Genomic DNA, 22,399 nt, shown 5'->3' on the forward strand with positions numbered 1-22,399 from the left:
AATTAGAAGTCAATACTAGCTTTTTGTAATTTTCTATTAAATTTTGTTATGGTAACATAAATATCATACCTTGTACCGCTTTCATAAAGGAGTAAAAAAAGATGATATATTTAGATAATAGTTCAACGACCAAACCGTATAATGAAGTCTTGAACGTTTATGAACAGACTAGCAGCCGATATTTTGGCAATCCTTCATCTTTGCACCGATATGGAGCCGAAACGGAACAGCTGCTCCAGGCAGCCAAAAATCAAATAAAAAGAGCCTTAGGCCTAAAGAATTATGATATTGTATTTACGTCAGGTGCTACAGAAGCTAATAATGTGGCTTTAAAAGGAGCCGCTTTGTCAAAGATAAAAACAGGCAAACATATCATTGCCACTTCTATCGAACATCCGTCCGTTACTGAATCTTTGGAGCAGCTGACAGAGCTATTCGGGTTTGAAGTAACTTATCTTTCAGTAAATGAAGATGGATTTGTGTCCATTAAGGAACTGAAAGGTGCGATTCGGCCGGATACCGTGCTTGTCAGCATGATGCATGTGAACAATGAAGTTGGCTCCGTGCAGCCGATTGAAGAGGCCGGAGAAGTGCTGAAGCAGTATCCGAACATTCTGTTTCACGTCGATTATGTGCAAGGCATCTTTAAAGTTCCCTTGGCGATCGAGAATGCCGGCATTGATCTTTGTTCCATATCCGGCCATAAATTCCACGGACTGAAGGGGACAGGTGCACTTTTAGTAAAGGAAGGAACGCGTCTTATCCCGCTGATAACAGGCGGCTCTCAGCAAAAAGGCATACGTGCAGGAACCGAGCACACAGCAGGTGCGGTTTCACTGGCCAAAGCCATCAATCTTGCGGCTGATGATTATCATCATCACCTTGAAAGAATGGCGGCCGCAAAGGAATTGTTTATGAAAAGGCTGAGTGATTCAGACGGTGTTGTCTTAAATACGCCTCACTTCAATAGCGCTCCGCATATCATTAATTTTTCTGTGCCGGGTATAAAAGCGGAGGTGCTTTTGCACATGCTGGAGGAAAAGGATATATTCGTTTCAACGACATCAGCCTGCTCGGCAAAGGAACATAAACCGAGCAAAGTCCTGTTACAGATGGGCAAGGGAGAGCAGATCGCCGGAAGCAGCATCAGAATCAGCTTAAACTACAGCCAGACAAGCGATGTGACAGAGCCATTTATGAACGCGCTTGTGCCTGGCATCAAAAAACTAAAAAAAATGATGAGGTAGAACATGAATTACGATCATATATTAATTCGTTTTGGGGAGATATCAACCAAAGGAAAAAACAGAAAAAGCTTTATTGAACGTTTAAAGCAAAACGTCAGGCTTGTCCTGAAAGACTATCCGACATTAAAATACTTTTCTAATCGGGATCGTATGACGATTACATTAAATGGAGTGGATCCTGAGGCTCTTTTTCCTCACTTGAAACAGGTGTTTGGCATTCAAAGCTTCAGTCTGGCCATTAAGTGTGAGAGCCGCCTTGATGATATTAAGACAACAGCCCTGCAGGCGATCAAGGATCAATATCAGCCTGGTGATACGTTTAAAGTCGAAACGAAGAGAGCGTATAAACAGTTTGAATTAGATACGAATGAAATGAACGCTGAAATCGGCGGTCATATTTTGCGAAATACAGAAGGGCTGACAGTTGATGTCCGCAATCCAGACATTCCGCTCAGAATTGAAATCAGGGAGGAAGCAACCTTTTTGACAATTCGCAATGAAAAAGGCGCCGGCGGTCTTCCGGTCGGTTCAGCGGGGAAAGCGATGCTGATGCTTTCGGGCGGTTTTGACAGCCCGGTAGCCGGTTTTTACGCAATGAAAAGAGGACTCTCGGTAGAAGCTGTCCATTTCTTCAGCCCGCCATACACAAGCGAACGTGCGAAACAAAAAGTGATGGACTTAGCGAAGTGTCTGTCTCGCTTCGGAGGAAGCATGACGCTTCATATCGTCCCGTTTACAAAGACGCAAGAGCTGATTCAAAAACAAATTCCTGAAAACTATACGATGACGGCAACCCGCCGCTTAATGCTTCAAATTGCCGACAGAATCAGAGAAAAAAGAAACGGGCTCGCCATTATTACGGGGGAAAGCCTCGGACAGGTAGCGAGCCAGACGCTTGAAAGCATGTACGCGATTAATGCGGTTACGTCTACACCGATTCTGCGTCCGTTAATCGCCATGGATAAAACAGAAATCATCGAAAAATCACGGGAAATCGGCACATATGAGACAAGCATTCAGCCGTTTGAAGACTGCTGCACGATCTTTACGCCGCCAAGCCCGAAAACCCGCCCTAAAAAAGAAAAAATCGAACACTTTGAAAGCTTTGTTGATTTTGAGCCGTATATTCAAGAAGCGGTTGATCACATTGAAACCATGACGCTGTATAGCGAACAAGAAGCAAACGATAAATTCGCGGAACTCTTTTAAATCAGTTTCAGCTCCTGTATACAATTACCAAAGTTTTTTTGAATGAAGCCATGTGTTTTAACACATTCTATACTCACAAGGAGGTGAGACACATGGCACAAAACAGTCAAAACGGTAACAGCAGTAACCAACTTCTAGTACCAGGAGCTGCTCAAGCGATCGACCAAATGAAATTAGAAATCGCTTCTGAATTCGGTGTAAACCTTGGAGCAGAAACAACTTCTCGCGCTAACGGTTCTGTTGGAGGAGAGATCACAAAACGTCTTGTATCTTTTGCTCAACAAAACATGGGCGGAGGACAATTCTAATTTACAATTTCACATAATGGCTTTGGAGTGGGGGAATCCCCACTCCTTTTCATTTTTTACATATAAAAAAGGACCAGCGGCCTATAAAATCTATGTTTACGGAGGTTGTTTTTAGGCATATCCTTACGGAAAGAGCCTGTATTTATGTATAATGGGTGGAGAAAGTGAGGAGTTGTTCGTGTTGAAACGAGAAGATTTAATCGCCCCAATGCAATATAATTTAGTGAATGAAATGGAAAAGTTCAGTGCCGCTGGACAAAAAACCGCCCTTTTGTGGGAGGATGAGTCGGGCAAGCAAGAATCTTGGACTTATGAAAAGCTGATGGAAGAAACAAATAAAATCGGAGCCGTCTTAGCTGATCTTGGATTTAAAAAGGGAGACAAGCTGATTGTAATGGTTCCGCGGGTGCTTGAAGCCTATGCCGTTTATTTGGCTATCCTGAAATCTGGAATGGTCGTCATTCCGTGCTCTGAAATGCTTCGTGCGAAGGATCTTGAATATCGGATTGAACATGCAGAGGTAAAAGGCGCCATCGTCTATTCCGAATTTATCGGCGCTTTCCGGGATGTAAGTACGGCTGACAAACTGATTACACTGTCTATTGGTGAGAATGATGCCGGCTGGAAAAATCTCTTATCAATTGAAGCGGACGGAAGCCAATTTAAAACAGCTGACACAACAAGAGATGATATGGCTTTCTTATCTTATACTTCCGGGACAACAGGTCAGCCGAAAGGTGTTGTACATACACATGGATGGGCATTTGCTCATTTAAAAACTTCTGCCGGCGCTTGGCTTGATATTTCTGAAAAGGATATCGTCTGGGCAACTGCTGCCCCTGGCTGGCAAAAGTGGGTATGGAGTCCGTTTTTAGCGGTGCTTGGCAGCGGAGCAACGGGTTTTGTGTACCACGGCAGATTCAAAGCAGAAAAATATCTAGAGCTTTTAAATCGTTACAAAATCAATGTTTTCTGCTGTACGCCGACGGAATACCGCTTAATGGCGAAGGTCGAAGGCTTGGACCGCTTTGATCTTTCTGCCCTTCACAGCGCTGTTTCCGCAGGCGAGCCGCTCAACCGTGAAGTCATTGATGTTTTCCAAAAGCACTTCGGCATTAAGGTACGGGACGGATACGGCCAAACAGAAAGCACGCTCTTAGTCGGTGTTTTGAAAGATACAGCTATTAAACCGGGAAGCATGGGAAAACCGACACCGGGAAATCAGGTGGAGATCATCAATGAAGACGGTGAAATCTGCAAAACTGGTGAGGTTGGCGATATCGCTGTTCACCTCAGCACCCCGGCGCTCTTTAAAGAATATTTTAAAGATCCGGAAAGAATGAAAACACAAATTCGCGGCGATTATTTCCTGACAGGAGACAGAGCAAGAAAAGATGAGGATGGTTACTTCTGGTTTGAAAGCCGGAATGACGATATCATTATCAGCTCCGGCTACACGATTGGGCCATTCGAAGTGGAAGACGCGCTCGTGAAGCACCCTGAAGTCAAAGAATGTGCTGTCGTCGCAAGCCCTGATGAAATAAGAGGCTCCATCGTTAAAGCATACGTTGTCCTGCAAGATCACGAAAAACGCAGTGATGAGCTTGTCAAAGTTCTGCAAAATCATGTGAAGACCATTACGGCTCCATACAAATATCCAAGAGAAATTGAATTTGTCGAAAGCCTGCCGAAAACGGCTTCTGCAAAAATCAGACGAGTGGAATTAAGAAAACGTGAAGAACAGCTCAAAGCCAATAAAAAGGCGTAAAGAAAGAGAGTGAACGTGAATGAAGGCGATATGGCACGGCGGTTTCATTTATACGATGCTCGAAGAAGGCCGTCAAACGGAGGCTGTTTATGTTGAGGATGGTGTCATAAAAGGCACCGGCAGCTATGAGAGTCTGAAGAAGAAATACAGTTCACCGGAAACAAAAGACATCAGCTTGAACGGAGCAGTCATGTTTCCCGGTTTTGTGGACAGCCATTTGCATCTGATCGGGCACGGAGAAAAACAGCTCCAGCTTGATCTGTCTTCGTTTACATCTAAAGAAGCTGTGCTGCAGGCTGCGAAGGCAAGAGAAGAGAGCCTGTCTGAAGACGATTGGCTCATTGGAGAGGGCTGGAATGAAAATCAATTCCAGAAGCCGGCTTATTTGACGAAGCATGACCTTGATCCTTTATTCCCGGACAGGCCCGTCCTGCTCAAGCGGGTATGCAGGCATGCAATAGCGGTCAATTCTGCGGCGCTGCAAGCCGCAGGAATTTCAAAAGCCACTCCTGATCCCGATGGCGGAGTGATTGGCAGAGATGCAGACGGCGAGCCGACGGGGCTTCTGTTTGATAAGGCGCAGGATCTGGTCCTGCAAGCCGTTCCGCCTGTATCTCAGCACTATGTTGATCAGGCGCTTACAGCGGCCATTCAGGATTGCTGGACAAAAGGCCTGACAGGCGGCCATTCGGAAGATTTGTCTTATTACGGCGATGTGTCCGTTCCGATGAAAGCTTATGAGACGGCCGCGGCAAGCGGGAAGTATCCGTTTCGCTGTCATTTGCTCGTTCATCATGAAGCGGTTGATCGGTGGGAGCAAATGAAGAAGCCGTCTGGCCCGTACGTTGAATTCGGTGCGATGAAACTATTTTCTGATGGAGCGCTTGGCGGGAGAACAGCTTTGTTAAAAGAACCGTATCATGACGATCCTTCCACAAACGGTGTTCAAGTCCATGATGATGAAACACTCAGCCGCCTCGTTCAAAAAGCGAGAGAGAAAGGAATGGAGGTTGCCGTCCATGCCATTGGCGACCTTGCCTTTGAAAAAGTGCTGCAGGCTGTCGAGCAGCATCCGCCAAAAAGCGGACGGCATGATCGTCTGATCCATGCTCAGGTGCTGAATGATGAGCTGATTGAAAAAGCAGCTCGCATGCCGATTGCTCTTGATCTTCAGCCTCATTTTGTCGCCAGTGATTTTCCGTGGGTGATTGAACGTCTTGGAGAAGACCGTATGAAAACAGCATTTGCTTGGAAAACACTGATCTCTAAAGGCATTTTATGTGCAGGGGGTTCTGATGCTCCGATTGAGCCTGTTGAGCCGCTTCTCGGCATTCAGTCTGCGGTGCTCCGGACAAGCAGCCGCGAACAGAACGGTCCGAGCTATAACGAAAGCGAGTGTTTAACAGTATATGAAGCTATCAGGCTTTATACAGCAGGAAGTGCTGAGATCATTTACAAAGAGCAGACACGGGGGAAAATAGCCGAAGGGTATGACGCGGATTTTACAGTTCTCAGTGACGATCCGTTTACAACTGACCCGAAACAGCTTCATCTTTTAAAGATAGAAAAAACCGTTATCAACGGTCAGATTGTATATGAGAAAAGGACAGGCGAATAGCCTGTCCTTTTCTTTTTCTATAAAAATGTCCGTTTTACTTTTTCCCAAAATGAATTGTCCTTTAGTTTCACTGTTTTTATTTTTTTATCAGACAGCTTGATTTCAATCGTTTTCACGTTTCTTGTGCTGAGTGCTTCATTGTCCAAACCGATAATCGGGTGTTCATTTCCGGCTTGCACCACACGAAGCGTCAGCTTTCGTTCAGAGCTGAGGACAAACGGAGAGCCTAGAGTGCGGTAGGTATTATTGTTAAGCGAAGCAAGCTCCGTCACCTGCATGCAGGGAAGCAGCGGATCAACGACAGCTCCGGCCACAGACTTATTATAAGCTGTGCTGCCTGTAGGCGTGGAAATAATCATCCCGTCTCCTCTGAACGTTTCGAAGTGCAGATCGTCAATCAGCACATCCATCACAAAGGTTTTAATTATGCTCGAACGAATGGAAACTTCGTTTAAACAATGAAAAGGACTGGTCTGATCCACTGTCACTTCAATCAGCGGATATTTTCTGACCTCAATTTGTTCAAACGTCATCGCATCCACCATTTTTTCATGCTCATCACTATTAAAATCACAGTATAAATGAGCTTTCCCCTTTTTGGTGATGCCGACGTATAAGCAGTCGTCACGGAAATTCGTCTTTCTGACCGCCTGCAAAAATGTACCGTCTCCGCCTACACTGGCAATAATATTGGCGTCAGAAGGCTGATTGACAACAGTAAAACCGTTCTCTTCAGCCAATTGTGTTAAGGAGCTGACTTGTTTGTTTGTTTCCTGGTCCTGTTTGTGAAAAAAATAAACATTACGGCGATGATCGGTCATATCCCATTTCCCCTTTGCTGTCATATTTAAGTTTTTCTGCCATCCAGTATTTGTGATAAAATACCTTTGGTCATAAGTGTACCACGTTTGCCGGCAGCCCGTTAAGCCGGAGCTTTCTCATCAATGAAACATTTTTTCATTTGAATCGTATAATGAGAGAGTTTGGGAAAAAGGAGGAGAAAAAATGAATGCAAAAAGATGGATCGCATTAGTGATCGCCCTTGGAATTTTTGGCGTGTCCATCATCGTCAGTATCTCAATGAGTTTCTTTGAAAGTGTCAAGGGTGCTCAAACAGACCTTACGTCACTGACAGATGAATCCCAGGAAGTGACGCTTGAAAACGGAAGCCTTTCCAGCAAAATCGCCGTTTTGGAGGTCAGCGGCACCATTCAGGATAATGGTGATTCAAGCAGTCTGCTCGGTTCAGGCGGGTATAACCACCGAACATTCTTAAAAAATCTTGAGCAGGCAAAAGAGGATGATGCGGTTAAAGGGATCGTACTCAAGGTAAACTCTCCGGGGGGCGGAGTGTATGAAAGTGCCGAAATACATAAAAAACTGGAAGAAGTAAAAAAAGAAACAAAAAAACCAATCTATGTGTCAATGGGATCGATGGCAGCTTCCGGAGGTTATTATATCTCAACAGCTGCCGATAAAATTTTTGCGACACCGGAAACCCTGACAGGATCTCTAGGGGTTATCATGGAGAGCGTGAATTACTCAAAGCTGGCTGATAAGCTCGGCATCTCTTTTGAGACCATTAAAAGCGGGGCTCACAAGGATATTATGTCTCCTTCCCGTGAGATGACAAAAGAAGAAAAAAATATCATGCAATCTATGGTTGATAACTCCTATGAAGGCTTTGTGGATGTCATTTCAGAAGGCCGCGGCATATCGAAAGCGGAAGTAAAGAAAATCGCGGACGGACGCGTGTATGACGGGCGGCAGGCGAAAAAACTGAATCTTGTGGATGAACTCGGATTTTATGATGATACAATTGCGGCCATGAAAAAAGATCATAAAAACTTGAAAAACGCTTCTGTCATCTCTTACGAGGAAAGCTTCGGATTAGGCTCTCTGTTTACCATGGGAGCGAACAAAATGTTTAAAAGTGAAATTGATTTTCTGAATATGAGAGAAGTTCTTTCACAATCCGGTTCGCCGAGAATGATGTATCTCTATGCGAAGTAGGAGGGGTCAATAATGGATGCGACATATGAAGAGTTAGAGCGCAGCGACATCGCAGGCCCGGATCAAGCGGAACAGCTCACACACGCATATGCGGGCTTTTGGGTCCGTTTTTGGGCTTTCCTGCTTGATTGGCTCGTTGTGTGGGGGTTAAACCATTTAATCGTTTCTCCCATCTTTACTTTACTGGATCTGCCGAAAACATCCGGCATGTTCACCATCTCAGCGTACAGCATCACAACGCTTTTCGTTTATCTGGCATATTTTGCGCTGATGACCAAATACTTCAGGCAAACGCTCGGAAAAATGGTGTTCGGCCTCAAAGTAATTTCTGTCAAGCAGGGCCATAAGCTGACATGGAGCACTGTGATTTTCCGTGAAGTGGTCGGGCGGTATATTGATAAAATTTGGATTTTATATATCGTCATCGCTTTTTCTCCTAAAAAACAGGGGATTCATGATTACATTGCTGATACAACTGTGGTGCACGAAAAATTATATCGTAAATAACAAATAAACCCGGACCCCGTCCGGGTTTATTTTTTGCTGAATGGGCGATAATGCTTCCTAGAGGAAGTGAAGAATATGGTATATGTGCTGTCAGCCATTCTTATTCTTATAGGTATCGTGCTGCTTCTCAGAATGAAAATTCATGTTGCCGCGGAGTATCTTCATGCTGAGGATAATGACAAAATAACTTTGAAAATTACAACGCTGTTTGGCCTGGTTCGGATTAAAAAAACAATTCCGGCGATTAAGGTGAACAAAGATGACGGAACAGTCAATATCAGACAGAACACAAAATCGAAAGTGAAAAAAAGCAGCAGCAAGAAAAAAATTACGTTTGATGATGTGCAGCAAAGCATCAATAAAATTGAAATGCTTCTGCATCATGTCACTAAGTTAAGGAAAATCAGCGCCTCTTTTATGGCGCATTTGCATATCACAAAACTCGAATGGATCACAGTTGTCGGGATTCATGACGCAGCGGTGACAGGTGTGTTAACGGGTGCCGTATGGGGAGTCAAAGGCGCTATCGCAGCTATGCTTCATGACCATTTAGACTTTGTGAATAAGCCTGTTTATGAAGTGATTCCATCGTTTCAAGTCCCTGTTTCCAAGACCCATTTTCAGTGTATATTCTTTTTTCGCTTTGGACATGCTATGCTTGCAGCTTTCAAATTCGTCAAATACGGACGGGAGCTTTCTGTATTAAAGAAGAATCCGTCAGCTCGAATGACTTCAAAGAATGATTCATCAGTTTAAGGAGGAAGCGTATATGGCAGACCATCCCATCCAAGGTTTAATGAAAACCGCAATGGAAAACTTGAAGGAAATGATTGATGTTAACACAATCATCGGGGATCCGGTTGAAACACCGGATGGAAGCGTGATTTTAACCGTTTCTAAAGTCGGATTCGGATTCGCCGCAGGCGGCAGCGAGTTTGGCGGCAAGCCGGCTGAGAAAAAATCGGAAGACGATGAAACAAGAGAACAAAAACTGCCCTTCGGAGGCGGAAGCGGAGGCGGTGTGTCCATTACGCCGATCGCGTTTTTAATTGTCGGTTCGACTGGCATCAGAATGCTTCATTTAGATGAAAATACTCATTTGATTGAGAAAATTCTAGACGCAGCCCCTCAAACACTGGAACGCATACAGCAAATGTTTAAGAAAAATAACAAGAATCAAAACCAAGGCCAAAATCAAAACCAAATGAACAATATGAATTATTAAAGAAGGGTTAACTGCGGCGGCCGCAGTTAACTTTTTTTTTGGCATAAACTTTGCAGTTTGCAAGAAACTTTACTATGATAGAGACATACATACGAAAGGGAGGAATTATAATGGCTGAAATTACATTCAAAGGCGGTCCGGTTACGCTTGTCGGACAAGAAGTGAAAGTAGGGGATCAAGCTCCTGATTTCACAGTGCTGACAAACAGCCTTGAAGAAAAATCGTTAGCTGACATGAAAGGAAAAGTAACGATTATTTCTGTTATCCCTTCAATTGACACAGGCGTTTGCGATGCACAAACCCGCCGATTTAACGAAGAGGCTGCAAAGCTTGGAGATGTCAACATTTACACAATCAGTGCAGACCTTCCATTTGCGCAGGCGCGCTGGTGCGGAGCAAACGGAATTGACAAAGTGGAAACTCTGTCAGACCACAAAGACATGTCATTTGGCGAAGCGTTCGGTGTATACATAAAAGAACTTCGTCTGCTTGCGCGTTCCGTATTTGTGCTTGATGAGAACGGAAAAGTCGTTTACGCTGAATATGTAAGCGAAGCAACGAACCACCCGAATTATGAAGAGCCGATTGAGGCTGCCAAGGCATTATTGAAGTAAGCAGGTGAAAAAAGCTCCAGGCTGCCGCCGGAGCTTTTTTCATGGCAAGGAGGAACACATTATGCAAAACGATCATGTAGGTGCGGTATACGAGCTGCTGGATGATGCCGCGATCATCATAAAAAATGAATTGCAGATTTCATATATAGAAGCGCTTGCCGAAGCGGGAGAAATGTATTTTCTTGAAAAAACGGATCAGCTGAAGCTGCCGAATAAGAAGGCTGAAAAGCTTCAAGCACTGCTTGAAAAAGCCGAATTTGACACATATGAGCACGAGTGGGTGCGCAAAGCATTCCAGCTTGCCGTCCTAAAGGGATTAAAGGATATATCCCATCCAAACAGACAAATGACGCCGGACACAATCGGGCTTTTTATCAGTTATCTGGTAAATAAATTTATGGCGGAAAAAAAGGAGTTAACGCTTCTTGATCCGGCTGTCGGAACGGGAAATCTCCTGTTCACCGTGTTAAACCAGCTGTCTGAAAATACGGCGAAAAGCTATGGCATAGAGATAGATGACGTTCTCTTGAAAATCGCCTATGACCAGGCGAACCTTCTGAAAAAAGAGCTGGAACTGTTCCACCAGGACAGCCTCGAGCCGCTGTTTATCGATCCGGTTGACACAGTGATATGCGATCTGCCGGTTGGCTATTATCCGAATGACGAGGGAGCAAAAGCCTTTGAACTGAAAGCGGATGAAGGCCATTCCTTCGCTCATCATTTGTTTATTGAGCAAAGCGTCAAGCATACGAAACCGGGCGGCTACCTGTTCTTTATGATCCCGAATCATTTGTTTGAAAGCTCTCAAAGCGACAAGCTGAAGCGGTTTTTCAAGGACAAGGTTCATATCAATGCACTATTGCAGCTGCCGAAATCAATTTTTAAAGACGAAGCCCATGCCAAAAGTATCCTTGTGCTTCAGAAAACAGATGAAGAGACGAAAGCGCCGAACCAAATTCTGCTTGCGAATCTGCCGTCTTTCTCCAACCAGAAGGCGATGCTCGACATGATGGCGCAAATAGATGCGTGGTTTACTAAGGAAAAATAGAAATGAAAAAACAGTTTGAGCGTCCGTCATATGAGGAAGCTTAAACTGTTTTTTTGTATGAACATCTGGGGGCAGATAAACGAATTGAATAGGGTTTCAAAACACAAAATACGAAAGGAGAAAATGCCGAATGTAAGCGTTAATCAATGTGAAGCGCAAAGGTAATGTGTCTGAAAATAACGACTTCTTATTGTAAGCGTTATCAATACGTAAGTTGACTTGAAAAGCCGACATGACAATGTTTAAATGGAAAAGTCAGATATTTTTCGGGAGAAAATGATGATTCACCCGGGAAAAAAGTACGAAAAACGAAGATGTTGATACAGAGTAAAAAGGAGCGTCAAACATGTCCAAAATTATTGCAATTAACGCAGGAAGCTCGTCTTTGAAATTTCAGCTTTTCGAAATGCCTTCAGAAACCGTTTTAACGAAGGGCTTAGTTGAACGAATCGGTATCGCCGACAGTGTGTTCACGATTTCTGTAAACGGCGAAAAAAATACAGAAGTAACTGATATACCTGATCATGCGGTAGCGGTTAAAATGCTGCTTAATAAGCTGACAGAATTCGGCATTATCAAAGATTTAAATGAAATTGACGGAATTGGACACCGCGTGGTACACGGCGGAGAAAAATTCAGCGATTCCGTTTTATTAACGGACGAAACAATTCAGGAGATTGAAGATATTTCTGAATTGGCGCCGCTGCACAACCCGGCAAATATCGTCGGAATTAAAGCCTTTAAAGAAGTGCTTCCAAATGTTCCTGCGGTTGCTGTTTTTGATACGGCATTCCACCAGACAATGCCTGAGCAGTCTTACCTGTACAGCCTGCCATACGAATACTATGAAAAATTCGGTATCCGTAAATACGGCTTCCACGGCACTTCACATAAATATGTGACTGAGCGTGCGGCAGAGCTTCTCGGCCGTCCGTTAAAAGATTTACGCCTGATTTCCTGCCACCTTGGCAACGGCGCAAGTATTGCAGCTGTTGAAGGGGGAAAATCAATTGATACATCTATGGGCTTCACGCCGCTTGCCGGTGTTGCAATGGGGACACGCTCTGGAAACATCGACCCTGCCCTTATCCCATACATTATGGAGAAAACAGGCCAGACAGCTGACGAAGTACTGAATACATTAAACAAAAAAAGCGGACTGCTTGGCATCTCCGGTTTCTCAAGCGATCTTCGTGACATCGTTGAAGCAACGAAACAAGGAAATGAGCGCGCGGAAACTGCGCTTGAAGTCTTCGCGAGCCGCATCCACAAATACATCGGTTCTTACGCTGCCAGAATGAGCGGTGTTGATGCGATTATCTTTACTGCCGGTATCGGTGAAAACAGCGTAGAAGTCCGAGAACGCGTTCTTCGCGGTCTGGAATTTATGGGTGTATACTGGGATCCTGCGCTTAATAACGTACGCGGTGAGGAAGCGTTCATCAGCTACCCTCATTCTCCAGTAAAAGTTATGATCATTCCGACTGATGAGGAAGTCATGATTGCACGAGACGTTGTTCGTTTAGCTAAATAATGCAAAAAGCACATTCTCTTGAATGTGCTTTTTTGTTGAAGCATGATTAAAGATAGACAAAAAACAAAGAGGTGAGCCAATGAGCGTTCAAGAGCATAAACAAGAAGCACCCGATATTGTCCGGTGTAAAGTGATTACTGTCAGTGATACGAGAACGGAAGAAACGGATAAAAGCGGCAGGCTGATGATCTCATTTTTAGAAGAAGCCGGCCATCAGATTGCTGCATATGAAATTGTAAAAGACGAAAAGGATGTCCTGCAGCGGTCTGTCTTAGCGGGATGCATGGATGATCAGACGGACGCGGTTCTCTTAAATGGCGGGACGGGTATTGCAAAGAGGGACGTTACCATTGAAGCCATTTCGCCGTTGTTTTCTAAAGAGCTGCCCGGCTTTGGAGAAATATTCAGGATGCTCAGTTATACAGAAGACATCGGCTCCAGTGCGATCATGTCGAGAGCTACAGCCGGCGTTATCCAACATACAGCCGTTTTTTCAACGCCAGGCTCCAGCGGTGCGGTAAAGCTGGCGATGAATAAGCTGATTATTCCGGAGATCGCCCATGTGGTCAGAGAAATCAGAAAAGACAAGTAAATGAATAAATACTACGAAACTTCACCTGGAAAAATGGGTGAAGTTTTTTTAATAAAAGGCTTGAAAAAAAGGAACTTACTTGTTAAAGTGTATACATACAAAATGTATTTTTATTAAATATAATTTATTTTTATACAAAAGAAACAGGGTTGAGAGGAGATTTTTATCATGGCAGAACAGAAAAAAGTCGTATTAGCATACTCAGGGGGTCTCGATACTTCCGTCGCGATAAAATGGCTTCAAGAGCAAGGGTATAATGTCATCGCCTGCTGTCTGGATGTCGGCGAAGGCAAGGACTTGGCGTTTGTTCAGCAAAAAGCGCTTGAAGTCGGCGCAACAAATTCTTACGTGATCGATGCAAAAGAAGAATTCGCCCAGGATTACGCGCTGTTATCTTTGCAGGCTCACACGATGTATGAAGGGAAATATCCGCTCGTGTCCGCTTTGTCTCGACCGCTTATTGCAAAAAAATTAGTCGAGATCGCAGAAAAAGAAGAGGCGCAGGCAATTGCGCACGGATGCACAGGGAAAGGAAATGACCAGGTGCGTTTTGAGGTATCAATTAAATCATTGAATCCTGACCTTGAAGTCATCGCTCCGGTTCGGGAATGGCAATGGTCTCGTGAAGAAGAAATTGAATATGCGGCAAGCCGCGGCATTCCAATTCCGATTAATCTTGACAGCCCATATTCCATTGATCAAAACCTTTGGGGACGCGCAAATGAGTGCGGCATTTTAGAAGATCCGTGGGCGGCTCCGCCAGAAGGTGCATACGATTTAACAGCTCCGCTGGAAAAAACGCCGGACACGCCGGAAGTGATTGAAATCGCATTTGAACAAGGCGTGCCTGTATCCATCGACGGCGTCTCTTACTCACTTTCTGAATTAATTTTAAAACTGAACGAAATTGCAGGCGCGCATGGTGTTGGACGTATCGACCACGTGGAAAACCGCCTTGTCGGCATTAAATCCCGTGAAGTATACGAATGCCCGGGTGCGATGACGCTTATCAAAGCACACAAAGAACTGGAAGATTTGACATTAGTGAAAGAGGTCGCGCACTTTAAACCGGCCATCGAACAAAAGCTGTCAGAAATCATTTACAACGGCTTATGGTTCTCGCCTTTAAAAGACGCGCTGCACGCTTTCTTAAAAGAAACGCAAAAACACGTTACAGGCATCGTTCGCGTGAAGCTGTTTAAAGGCCATGCGATAGTTGAGGGGCGTAAATCAGAATACTCTCTATATGATGAAAAGCTTGCAACATATACAAAAGACGATGCGTTTGACCACCATGCGGCAATCGGATTTATCGAGCTTTGGGGACTTCCGACAAAAGTGAACAGCATCGTGAAAAAGAAGGAGCAGATGAAAGCATGAAGAAGCTTTGGGGAGGCCGATTCCAAAAAACACCTGAAAAATGGGTCGACGAATTCGGCGCGTCCATATCATTTGACCAACATTTAGTGACTGAAGACATTACAGGGTCTCTCGCACATGCTGCCATGCTGAAAAAATGCGGTATCCTGACAGAAGAAGAAGAGCTGAAAATCCGTGAGGGACTGAATGCCCTTTTGCAAAAAGCAGAAGACGGGACATTAGAGTTCTCAGTTGATTATGAAGATATTCATTTGAACATTGAGAAAATGCTCATTGACGAAATCGGCCCTCTCGGCGGCAAGCTGCATACCGGAAGGAGCCGGAATGACCAGGTGGCAACTGACATGCATTTGTACCTGAAAAACCATGTCGCTCACATTATCGAGCTGATAGAGGCATTCCAAGGCGCGCTCATTGATAAGGCAGAAGCAAATGTTGAAACCATTCTGCCGGGCTACACTCATCTTCAGCGCGCCCAGCCGATTTCATTCGCTCACCATCTGCTTGCGTATTTCTGGATGCTGGAGCGCGACAAGGAACGTTTTCAGGATTCAATGAAGCGGATCAATAAATCTCCGCTCGGATGCGGAGCACTAGCGGGTACCACCTTCCCGCTCGATCGTGAGTATTCAGCAGAGCTGCTCGGCTTTGATTCCATTTATGAAAACAGCTTGGACGGCGTCAGCGACAGAGATTTCATTTTGGAATTTTTAAGCAACAGCAGCATGCTGATGATGCACCTTTCCCGTTTCTCTGAAGAAATCATTCTGTGGTGCTCTCAGGAGTTTAAATTCATTGAGCTAGACGATACGTACGCAACAGGAAGCAGCATGATGCCGCAGAAGAAAAACCCGGATATGGCTGAGCTGATCCGCGGCAAAACGGGGCGCGTGTACGGTGACATGATAGGGCTGTTTACGATCATGAAAGGCCTTCCGCTCGCTTACAACAAAGATCTGCAGGAAGACAAAGAAGGCATGTTTGACACGGTGAAAACGGTCGAAGGCAGCCTGCAAATCTTCACAGGCATGATTCAAACAATGACTGTTAACAAAGACGTCATGAAGCAAGCGACAAAACAAGACTTTTCAAATGCGACGGAACTGGCCGATTATTTAGCGAAAAAAGGAATGCCATTCAGAGAAGCGCACGAAGTGGTCGGAAAGCTTGTGTACACATGCATCGAAAAAGGAATCTATTTAAGCGACATGCCGTTTGACGATTTTCAGAAGGCGAGCGATCTCTTCGAAGAGGATATTTACACTGTTTTGGATCCTTATCATGCGGTCGAAAAAAGAATGAGCGCAGGAGGCACGGGCTTCAAACAGGTAGAGGAGGCGCTCGTAAAGGCGAAAGCTTGCGTGGCTGCCGGAGTTTGTTAAAATTTCCTTCATAAAATCCCGTCATTATAGCCAACCTACCCCTATAATGATGGGAGGCAGAAGGATGAAAAAAGAACCGGAACGCTATATTTATGATGAACAAGAAAGCCAGGAGACAACAAGGCTCATTTCCGAAGCATATCAAAGCGGTTATGTGGATATCCCGGATCAAGAGCCTTCGTCTTCTTCGGAATAAGCTGTCTATTATAGGCAGCTTTTTTGTATGGCAAAGTGTAAAAAGTGATATTGCCGGCCTTTTATAGTAAAGTAGAAGAAGAAACACTTTATTGAAAAGCGGCGACGTTGCTTTGGGAGGTATTCATGTGCGACATGCTTTAATTACTGCCGGTTCGAAGGGATTAGGCCGCAAAGTGACTGAAACATTGCTTGCAAAGGGGTATTCAGTAACAGTGAATTACAGGCAGGATGAAGAGGCAGTAAACCGCCTGAAGGAAGCCTGTCCTGATGACCTTGACCGGCTGCAATTTGTAAAAGGTGATGTCACTAAAAAAGAAGATTTGCTGCGCATCGCAGACGCTGCCTTGGACCGCTTCGGGAGAATCGACTTTTTGATTAACAACGCGGGGCCATACATATTTGAACGAAAAAAGTTAGCTGATTATACCGATGACGAATGGTACGGTATGCTGGAAGGGAATTTAAGCGCCGTCTTTCACTTATTCAAAGCAGTTATTCCGGTCATGAGGAAACAGCAATTCGGGCGTATCATCACGTACGGATTTCAAGGCGCGGCACACGCACCCGGCTGGCTTCACCGCTCCGCTTTCGGCGCCGCAAAAGTGGGATTGGCTTCTTTAACAAAAACAATTGCGATAGAAGAAGCCGAATCGGGCATAACCGCCAATATGGTTTGCCCGGGCGACATTGTCGGCGACATGAAGGAAGCGTCAATTGAGGAAGCCAGACAGCGTATCGGCAAAGAAAAAACGCCGATAGGAAGATCCGGCACCGGTGAAGATATCGCCAGAATCATTGCCTTTTTGTGCGAAGAGAACTCAGACCTGGTGACAGGAACTGTAATTGAAGCAACCGGTGGCCTCAATGTGATTAACAAGAATCATTCCTCATAAGTTTTTCAGCATCTTAAAAAGGGAAAATGAAAACATCAAAAACAAAGTGACGAGGTGAAGGAAATGAAAGTAACGTATCACGGACATTCTGTAGTTGCAGTAGAAACGAATGACCACCATATTTTATTTGACCCGTTTTTAACAGGAAATTCGTTAACCGACTTGAAGCCGGAGGATGCAAAAGCGGACGCTATCTTATTGACTCACGGCCACAATGACCATGTGGGTGACACTGAGCAAATCGCAAAGCAAAATAACGCGCTGGTTGTGGCACCGAATGAGCTGGCTGTATATTTGGGATGGAAAGGGTTAAATGTTCACCCTATGCACATCGGCGGCTCCCATCAGTTTGATTTTGGGAAAGTGAAGCTTACACAGGCCTTTCATGGATCTGCTATATCTGACGAAGAAAATAAAACGATCACCTACACAGGCATGCCATCCGGTATTCTGCTGACTGTCGAAGGCAAAACAATCTTCCACGCCGGCGATACGGCCCTTTTCTCTGACATGAAGCTGATCGGGGAGCTGAACCATATTGATCTTGCCTTCCTGCCGATTGGCGACAACTTTACGATGGGGCCTGAAGACGCCAAGCTAGCTGCAGAATGGCTGCGGGCAAAACAAGTTGTGCCGGTTCATTACAATACATTCCCGGTCATCGAGCAAGACCCGGAAGCATTTGCAGACAGCCTGCCAGGCGGAGTCGGAAAAGTCATGGCCGTCGGTGAAACAATTGAGCTTTAAACGCTGAAAGCATCTCCTGACAATCAGGAGATGCTTTTTATTTTCCTGCCTCATTGCGAATCAATCATCCGAGCCCTTATAATAAAAGCAGAAGACTGTCCCTTAGAGGTGAAAGGTTTGGCAACTAAGCATGAACAAATTTTAACATATATTGATTCGCTGCCTGTCGGTGAAAAAATTTCTGTGCGGAGAATCGCAAAGGAAATGAAAGTAAGCGAAGGCACGGCGTACAGAGCCATCAAGGAAGCAGAGAATAAAGGCTTTGTCAGTACGATTGAACGAGTCGGAACAATCAGAATTGAACAAAAGAAAAAAGAAAATATCGAAAAGCTTACCTATGCAGAGGTTGTAAACGTCATAGACGGACAAGTGCTCGGAGGCCGGGCCGGACTCCATAAGACATTAAATAAATTTGTCATAGGCGCAATGGAGCTGGACGCGATGATGCGGTACACCGCAGCCGGGAATCTTTTGATTGTCGGAAATCGAATCAATGCACACAGACAGGCGCTTGAGGCAGGCGCCGCTGTACTTGTAACGGGCGGATTTAACACAGATGACAGCATCGTGCAGCTGGCAGACGAGCTTGAGCTGCCGATTTTATCCACGAGCTATGACACTTTTACAGTCGCCGCTATGATTAACCGGGCGATTTATGACCAGCTGATCAAAAAAGAAATCGTTCTGGTGGAGGACATTTTAACGCCCGCTGACCGTACGATATATCTTTCACCTAAGGATAAACTTGAAAAATGGTACGAGAAAAATTTTGAAACGGGCCATGGGCGTTTCCCGGTTGTCGACGAACAAATGAAAATTCACGGGATCTTGACCTCGAAAGATATCGCAGGTCACGACCGGAATGCACCCATTGAAAAAGTCATGACAAAAAATCCGGTTACGGTTATTGGAAAAACGTCTGTCGCCTCAGCGGCGCAAATGATGGTATGGGAAGGGATCGAAGTGCTCCCCGTCACTAACGGGCACCAAAAGCTGATTGGCATGATCAGCCGCCAAGACGTATTGAAAGCTCTTCAAATGATTCAAAAGCAGCCTCAAGTCGGGGAAAAACTTGATGATATCGTCTCAAGAGGATTTAAAGATGAGGATGAGGATAAACAGGATCAGACGGTTTATCATTATGAAGTAACACCGCAAATGACAAATCAGCTGGGGACGATTTCTTATGGCGTGTTTACGACCATTTTGACGCAAGCGGCCAATCGGTTTTTGCGCTCGAAAAAACGCGGCGAACTAGTGATAGAAAGCATCACCATTTTCTTTTTGAAGCCTGTGCAGATGGAGTCGGTCATCGAAGTCAAGCCGCGCATTTTAGAGGCTGGAAGAAAGTTCGGAAAAATGGAAGTTGAAGTGCACAGCCAAGGCCATATCGTATCTAAAGCAATGCTGATGGTTCAGCTGATGGAAAGGAGCTAAGGGACGTCTCAGGCGCCCCTTACGCGTGATCTCTTTCAGCTTCTTTGGCGTGAAGGGGATTGTAATGGCTGTAGGCTTTATAACCTGCCCATGCGCTTCCGGCTCCGATGACGATAAAGATGCCGCCGATTACTAACGTTAATACTGAATGGAATAATATCATTTGATTGAGTCCGTAAAACAGCACCAGCGATCCTAATGCCATGCTAGATTTTGCTGAAAAGATTTCTTTTTCCAAAGATTGCTTTGCCCGTACGCCTTTTACTTTATAGTACACATAAAAGCAGGCTGAAAGCCCAATCAAAAAAACAAGAACCAGCATAAATGAAATCCTCCATCGTAAAAGTTTACAAACCCATTCTATACAAAAACGGGCTTGGTTTTGACGTTATTTTTCTTTTCCGTCGGCAGAGAATGTGATTTAATGAAAAAAAACAATAAAGGAGTATCAAATGAAAACAGAATTGATCAGAACCATATCATTATATGACACGATTATCTTACATAGACATGTGCGCCCTGACCCGGATGCCTACGGATCTCAGTGCGGACTTACGGAGATCCTGCGTGAAACGTATCCTGAAAAAAATATTTTTGCAGTCGGCACGCCAGAACCGTCCCTTTCTTTCTTATATACCCTCGATGAGGTGGACGATGAAACATATAAAGGCGCCCTTGTGATCGTCTGTGATACGGCAAATCAGGAAAGAGTCGACGATCAGCGTTATTTATCAGGCGCCAAACTAATGAAAATCGACCACCATCCGAACGAAGATCCTTACGGCGATCTTCTGTGGGTCGATACGAATGCAAGCTCAGTGAGTGAAATGATTTACGAGCTGTATTTAGAAGGAAAAGAGCACGGCTGGAAGCTGAATACAAAAGCCGCAGAGCTGATCTATGCCGGCATTGTCGGTGATACCGGACGCTTCTTATTTCCGAATACAACGGAAAAAACATTAAAATATGCAGGTGAGCTCATTAAGTATCCGTTCTCTTCTTCAGAGCTGTTTAATCAATTGTATGAAACAAAACTGAATGTGGTGAAGCTTAACGGCTATATCTTTCAAAATGTGTCTTTGTCTGAAAATGGCGCTGCTTCTGTTTTCATCAAAAAGGATACTCTGGAAACGTTCGGCACAACGGCTTCTGAAGCGTCGCAGCTTGTCGGGACGCTTGGAAATATCTCAGGCATTCGCGCATGGGTGTTTTTCGTAGAAGAAGACGATCAAATCAGAGTCAGATTCCGTTCAAAGGGGCCTGTTATTAACGGACTCGCCCGGAAATATAACGGCGGAGGGCATCCTCTGGCTTCAGGCGCCTCCATTTACAGCTGGGATGAAGCGGAACAGATTTTAGCTGATCTGGAGACGTTATGTAAAGAACACAAGTAGAGGGGAGACCCTCTCTCTTAGTGTTCATCTGTGACGGGGATGAACCAGCAGCCGAACTCAGTAAGGTCCTCGTAGACTTGGAGATTGTGAGATTGAAGTTCTTTTTTGATGAGGGAAGCGAGTGAGTTTGTTTCGGCATATGCAGAAAAACCTTGTCTGAGTCGGGCTGCTTGATCTTTTGCTAATTGACGGTCACTGTAAACCTCCATTTCCCTTCCTCCTCCTTTCGCTATTAAGCCTCATTTATAGTTTATAAAAAAGAATGGGAAAAAGCGACAGGAGTTTGAAAAATTTAAAAAAATTCCATATTTACGTCGCGAATGATATTTCGATTTCTACCGAAAGCCTTGTGTAAATAATTAATTCCTTGACGGCTGCCTCATATTTTTTTTCATTGATCGTATAGACTTTATTTTCAATTGTCCGTTTTAAAAGCTCCTTCGTTTTATAGACGCTTTCTATATCCTTTGTAATGACCTCTGAAATATCATCCTTTACATGTTCCTCGAATTTTGTTTTATCAGGCTGCGAGATTTTATATTTTTCTCCATTCAGCAATTTGACATCGACGCTTTGAATAAGCAGTTTTCTTTTATTGTCTTCATTTAGTTTGTGGAGGTCTTCCTGATAGATGGAAATTTGGTCGTTCAAGTCTTTGACGTGCTCTTTTTGTTTTTCGATGAGGGAAACCTGCTCCTCCTGGAATGTTCCGTATGTAAACAGGAAAAAAAACCAGCTGATCACGGCTCCGCACATCATACCAGCAAAAAAACGCTGCCATCCCGGTTTCTTGTAATGCTGCGGCACTCTCATGAAGAAATATGCTCCTGCGTCAGCCATGAAATAATAAGCCAGCCGCTTTGCGCCCCGCCCATGGCCGAGATAATGAGAAGAATCTGCTTGAATAAATCTCTCGTATTGCCTTCAAGAATACCCCGTTCAAAGCTGTATACCGCATCGAATGTACCGCCGATAGCGGCGACCAGCGCCCATATTTTTAATCTGTTCGCAAGCTTTGTAATGACCGTAAGCGGGGCTTCGCCTGCCAAATATGCTCCAAGGCCTCCGATGAGTGCGCCTCCAATCAGCACCCCTAATGCAATAAAATAACTGTTGATAAAATTTACCATAAAACCAGCTTCCTGATCCATCTTGATCACCTCACCTTTTATATCATATTGAGCATTCGGGACAAGTATGATGACGACTCGAAAAAGAACATTTGTTTCTTTTGAAAACCCGACTTATAATGAAGAAAGAAATGGATCGTAATGGAGAAAGAGGT

General features: G+C 44.6%; 25 protein-coding genes. 20 read left to right on the forward strand and 5 right to left on the reverse strand.

The genetic code is table 11. From position 1 onward, the window contains the following. The first annotated feature begins 101 nt into the window (after positions 1 to 101). The 5 genes from M1D69_RS06450 to M1D69_RS06470 all read left to right on the forward strand — a co-directional run bounded on the left by M1D69_RS06450 (position 102) and on the right by M1D69_RS06470 (position 6,150). Positions 102 to 1,247 carry a cysteine desulfurase family protein gene (locus tag M1D69_RS06450; protein WP_458104228.1) on the forward strand — a complete coding sequence of 382 codons (1,146 nt, stop codon included), beginning with the start codon at positions 102 to 104 and terminating at the stop codon, positions 1,245 to 1,247. 3 nt (positions 1,248 to 1,250) lie between these two features. Continuing rightward, positions 1,251 to 2,456, forward strand: coding sequence for a tRNA uracil 4-sulfurtransferase ThiI (gene thiI / locus M1D69_RS06455; RefSeq protein ID WP_458104227.1), 1,206 nt, complete (start codon positions 1,251 to 1,253; stop codon positions 2,454 to 2,456). A 92-nt stretch (positions 2,457 to 2,548) separates the two neighbouring features. Beyond that, entirely contained in the window at positions 2,549 to 2,764 is a 216-nt protein-coding gene (locus tag M1D69_RS06460) for an alpha/beta-type small acid-soluble spore protein (RefSeq protein ID WP_010335306.1), read from the forward strand. Positions 2,765 to 2,942: 178 nt separating this feature from the next. After that, the gene (gene mbcS, locus M1D69_RS06465; RefSeq protein WP_458104226.1) at positions 2,943 to 4,532 is read left to right on the forward strand and encodes an acyl-CoA synthetase MbcS; all 1,590 of its coding nucleotides are present in this window, start codon (positions 2,943 to 2,945) and stop codon (positions 4,530 to 4,532) included. Between the two features lie 19 nt (positions 4,533 to 4,551). Then, positions 4,552 to 6,150, forward strand: a complete 1,599-nt coding sequence (locus tag M1D69_RS06470; RefSeq protein WP_458104225.1) for an amidohydrolase — start codon at positions 4,552 to 4,554, stop codon at positions 6,148 to 6,150. A 17-nt stretch (positions 6,151 to 6,167) separates the two neighbouring features. Here the strand turns inward: M1D69_RS06470 and M1D69_RS06475 are convergent, their stop codons facing one another. Continuing rightward, positions 6,168 to 6,971, reverse strand: coding sequence for an NAD kinase (locus M1D69_RS06475; RefSeq protein WP_024122495.1), 804 nt, complete (start codon positions 6,969 to 6,971; stop codon positions 6,168 to 6,170). 184 nt (positions 6,972 to 7,155) lie between these two features. Between M1D69_RS06475 and sppA the strand changes: the two genes are divergently transcribed. The 14 genes from sppA (at position 7,156) to M1D69_RS06545 (ending at position 19,720) form a co-directional block, all read left to right on the forward strand. Next, complete coding sequence (gene sppA, locus M1D69_RS06480; protein ID WP_458104224.1) at positions 7,156 to 8,163, forward strand: signal peptide peptidase SppA; 1,008 nt, start codon at positions 7,156 to 7,158, stop codon at positions 8,161 to 8,163. Between the two features lie 12 nt (positions 8,164 to 8,175). After that, a complete protein-coding gene (locus M1D69_RS06485; RefSeq protein ID WP_044153850.1) occupies positions 8,176 to 8,670 on the forward strand; it encodes an RDD family protein in 495 nt (164 codons plus the stop codon). A 75-nt stretch (positions 8,671 to 8,745) separates the two neighbouring features. Continuing rightward, positions 8,746 to 9,426 carry a DUF2953 domain-containing protein gene (locus M1D69_RS06490; protein WP_044153851.1) on the forward strand — a complete coding sequence of 227 codons (681 nt, stop codon included), beginning with the start codon at positions 8,746 to 8,748 and terminating at the stop codon, positions 9,424 to 9,426. Positions 9,427 to 9,439: 13 nt separating this feature from the next. Continuing rightward, a complete protein-coding gene (gene ytfJ / locus M1D69_RS06495; RefSeq protein WP_024122491.1) occupies positions 9,440 to 9,895 on the forward strand; it encodes a GerW family sporulation protein in 456 nt (151 codons plus the stop codon). A gap of 110 nt (positions 9,896 to 10,005) precedes the next feature. Further along, complete coding sequence (gene tpx, locus M1D69_RS06500; protein WP_024122490.1) at positions 10,006 to 10,509, forward strand: thiol peroxidase; 504 nt, start codon at positions 10,006 to 10,008, stop codon at positions 10,507 to 10,509. 61 nt (positions 10,510 to 10,570) lie between these two features. Continuing rightward, positions 10,571 to 11,557, forward strand: coding sequence for a class I SAM-dependent methyltransferase (locus tag M1D69_RS06505; protein ID WP_458104223.1), 987 nt, complete (start codon positions 10,571 to 10,573; stop codon positions 11,555 to 11,557). A gap of 346 nt (positions 11,558 to 11,903) precedes the next feature. Next, complete coding sequence (locus M1D69_RS06510) at positions 11,904 to 13,091, forward strand: acetate kinase (protein ID WP_024122488.1); 1,188 nt, start codon at positions 11,904 to 11,906, stop codon at positions 13,089 to 13,091. A 79-nt stretch (positions 13,092 to 13,170) separates the two neighbouring features. After that, on the forward strand, positions 13,171 to 13,683 hold the full coding sequence (locus M1D69_RS06515; protein ID WP_458104222.1) for a MogA/MoaB family molybdenum cofactor biosynthesis protein: 513 nt from the start codon (positions 13,171 to 13,173) through the stop codon (positions 13,681 to 13,683). Between the two features lie 168 nt (positions 13,684 to 13,851). Next, on the forward strand, positions 13,852 to 15,063 hold the full coding sequence (locus M1D69_RS06520) for an argininosuccinate synthase (RefSeq protein WP_458104221.1): 1,212 nt from the start codon (positions 13,852 to 13,854) through the stop codon (positions 15,061 to 15,063). Next, entirely contained in the window at positions 15,060 to 16,445 is a 1,386-nt protein-coding gene (argH, locus tag M1D69_RS06525; RefSeq protein WP_458104220.1) for an argininosuccinate lyase, read from the forward strand. Before M1D69_RS06520 ends, argH begins: the two co-directional genes overlap by 4 nt. Positions 16,446 to 16,509: 64 nt before the next feature. Then, positions 16,510 to 16,641 carry a hypothetical protein gene (locus tag M1D69_RS06530; protein ID WP_458104219.1) on the forward strand — a complete coding sequence of 44 codons (132 nt, stop codon included), beginning with the start codon at positions 16,510 to 16,512 and terminating at the stop codon, positions 16,639 to 16,641. A 127-nt stretch (positions 16,642 to 16,768) separates the two neighbouring features. Next, on the forward strand, positions 16,769 to 17,536 hold the full coding sequence (locus M1D69_RS06535; protein ID WP_458104218.1) for an SDR family oxidoreductase: 768 nt from the start codon (positions 16,769 to 16,771) through the stop codon (positions 17,534 to 17,536). Between the two features lie 63 nt (positions 17,537 to 17,599). Further along, positions 17,600 to 18,283: a metal-dependent hydrolase gene (locus tag M1D69_RS06540; protein WP_044156693.1), complete on the forward strand. Its 684-nt coding sequence runs from the start codon at positions 17,600 to 17,602 to the stop codon at positions 18,281 to 18,283. A 117-nt stretch (positions 18,284 to 18,400) separates the two neighbouring features. Next, positions 18,401 to 19,720: a DRTGG domain-containing protein gene (locus M1D69_RS06545; protein ID WP_458104217.1), complete on the forward strand. Its 1,320-nt coding sequence runs from the start codon at positions 18,401 to 18,403 to the stop codon at positions 19,718 to 19,720. A gap of 19 nt (positions 19,721 to 19,739) precedes the next feature. On the opposite strand, the gene M1D69_RS06550 is transcribed toward M1D69_RS06545, so the two are convergent. Continuing rightward, entirely contained in the window at positions 19,740 to 20,042 is a 303-nt protein-coding gene (locus M1D69_RS06550) for a YtpI family protein (RefSeq protein ID WP_024122467.1), read from the reverse strand. A gap of 130 nt (positions 20,043 to 20,172) precedes the next feature. Between M1D69_RS06550 and nrnA the strand changes: the two genes are divergently transcribed. After that, a complete protein-coding gene (nrnA, locus tag M1D69_RS06555) occupies positions 20,173 to 21,114 on the forward strand; it encodes a bifunctional oligoribonuclease/PAP phosphatase NrnA (protein WP_458104216.1) in 942 nt (313 codons plus the stop codon). Positions 21,115 to 21,131: 17 nt separating this feature from the next. Here nrnA and M1D69_RS06560 read toward each other — a convergent pair whose 3' ends face one another. The 3 genes from M1D69_RS06560 to ytrH form a co-directional block, all read right to left on the reverse strand. Further along, positions 21,132 to 21,323 (reverse strand): hypothetical protein, encoded by a 192-nt coding sequence (locus tag M1D69_RS06560; RefSeq protein ID WP_010335284.1) that lies wholly within the window; start codon positions 21,321 to 21,323, stop codon positions 21,132 to 21,134. A 100-nt stretch (positions 21,324 to 21,423) separates the two neighbouring features. Next, the gene (gene ytrI, locus M1D69_RS06565) at positions 21,424 to 21,927 is read right to left on the reverse strand and encodes a sporulation membrane protein YtrI (RefSeq protein ID WP_024122465.1); all 504 of its coding nucleotides are present in this window, start codon (positions 21,925 to 21,927) and stop codon (positions 21,424 to 21,426) included. Then, complete coding sequence (gene ytrH, locus M1D69_RS06570; protein WP_024122464.1) at positions 21,924 to 22,265, reverse strand: sporulation membrane protein YtrH; 342 nt, start codon at positions 22,263 to 22,265, stop codon at positions 21,924 to 21,926. Before ytrH ends, ytrI begins: the two co-directional genes overlap by 4 nt. Positions 22,266 to 22,399: the final 134 nt, after the last annotated feature.

It is taken from the genome of Bacillus sp. PK3-037, assembly GCF_054161355.1.

Bases quoted from the DNA above. Each gene is read 5' to 3' on its own strand.
- M1D69_RS06450 (WP_458104228.1), top strand. From the start codon at position 102: ATGATATATTTAGATAATAGTTCAACGACCAAACCGTATAATGAAGTC.
- thiI (WP_458104227.1), top strand. From the start codon at position 1,251: ATGAATTACGATCATATATTAATTCGTTTTGGGGAGATATCAACCAAA.
- M1D69_RS06460 (WP_010335306.1), top strand. From the start codon at position 2,549: ATGGCACAAAACAGTCAAAACGGTAACAGCAGTAACCAACTTCTAGTA.
- M1D69_RS06470 (WP_458104225.1), top strand. From the start codon at position 4,552: ATGAAGGCGATATGGCACGGCGGTTTCATTTATACGATGCTCGAAGAA.
- M1D69_RS06475 (WP_024122495.1), bottom strand. From the start codon at position 6,971: ATGACCGATCATCGCCGTAATGTTTATTTTTTTCACAAACAGGACCAG.
- sppA (WP_458104224.1), top strand. From the start codon at position 7,156: ATGAATGCAAAAAGATGGATCGCATTAGTGATCGCCCTTGGAATTTTT.
- M1D69_RS06485 (WP_044153850.1), top strand. From the start codon at position 8,176: ATGGATGCGACATATGAAGAGTTAGAGCGCAGCGACATCGCAGGCCCG.
- M1D69_RS06490 (WP_044153851.1), top strand. From the start codon at position 8,746: ATGGTATATGTGCTGTCAGCCATTCTTATTCTTATAGGTATCGTGCTG.
- ytfJ (WP_024122491.1), top strand. From the start codon at position 9,440: ATGGCAGACCATCCCATCCAAGGTTTAATGAAAACCGCAATGGAAAAC.
- tpx (WP_024122490.1), top strand. From the start codon at position 10,006: ATGGCTGAAATTACATTCAAAGGCGGTCCGGTTACGCTTGTCGGACAA.
- M1D69_RS06505 (WP_458104223.1), top strand. From the start codon at position 10,571: ATGCAAAACGATCATGTAGGTGCGGTATACGAGCTGCTGGATGATGCC.
- M1D69_RS06510 (WP_024122488.1), top strand. From the start codon at position 11,904: ATGTCCAAAATTATTGCAATTAACGCAGGAAGCTCGTCTTTGAAATTT.
- M1D69_RS06515 (WP_458104222.1), top strand. From the start codon at position 13,171: ATGAGCGTTCAAGAGCATAAACAAGAAGCACCCGATATTGTCCGGTGT.
- M1D69_RS06520 (WP_458104221.1), top strand. From the start codon at position 13,852: ATGGCAGAACAGAAAAAAGTCGTATTAGCATACTCAGGGGGTCTCGAT.
- argH (WP_458104220.1), top strand. From the start codon at position 15,060: ATGAAGAAGCTTTGGGGAGGCCGATTCCAAAAAACACCTGAAAAATGG.
- M1D69_RS06530 (WP_458104219.1), top strand. From the start codon at position 16,510: ATGAAAAAAGAACCGGAACGCTATATTTATGATGAACAAGAAAGCCAG.
- M1D69_RS06540 (WP_044156693.1), top strand. From the start codon at position 17,600: ATGAAAGTAACGTATCACGGACATTCTGTAGTTGCAGTAGAAACGAAT.
- M1D69_RS06550 (WP_024122467.1), bottom strand. From the start codon at position 20,042: ATGCTGGTTCTTGTTTTTTTGATTGGGCTTTCAGCCTGCTTTTATGTG.
- nrnA (WP_458104216.1), top strand. From the start codon at position 20,173: ATGAAAACAGAATTGATCAGAACCATATCATTATATGACACGATTATC.
- M1D69_RS06560 (WP_010335284.1), bottom strand. From the start codon at position 21,323: ATGGAGGTTTACAGTGACCGTCAATTAGCAAAAGATCAAGCAGCCCGA.
- ytrI (WP_024122465.1), bottom strand. From the start codon at position 21,927: ATGAGAGTGCCGCAGCATTACAAGAAACCGGGATGGCAGCGTTTTTTT.
- ytrH (WP_024122464.1), bottom strand. From the start codon at position 22,265: ATGGATCAGGAAGCTGGTTTTATGGTAAATTTTATCAACAGTTATTTT.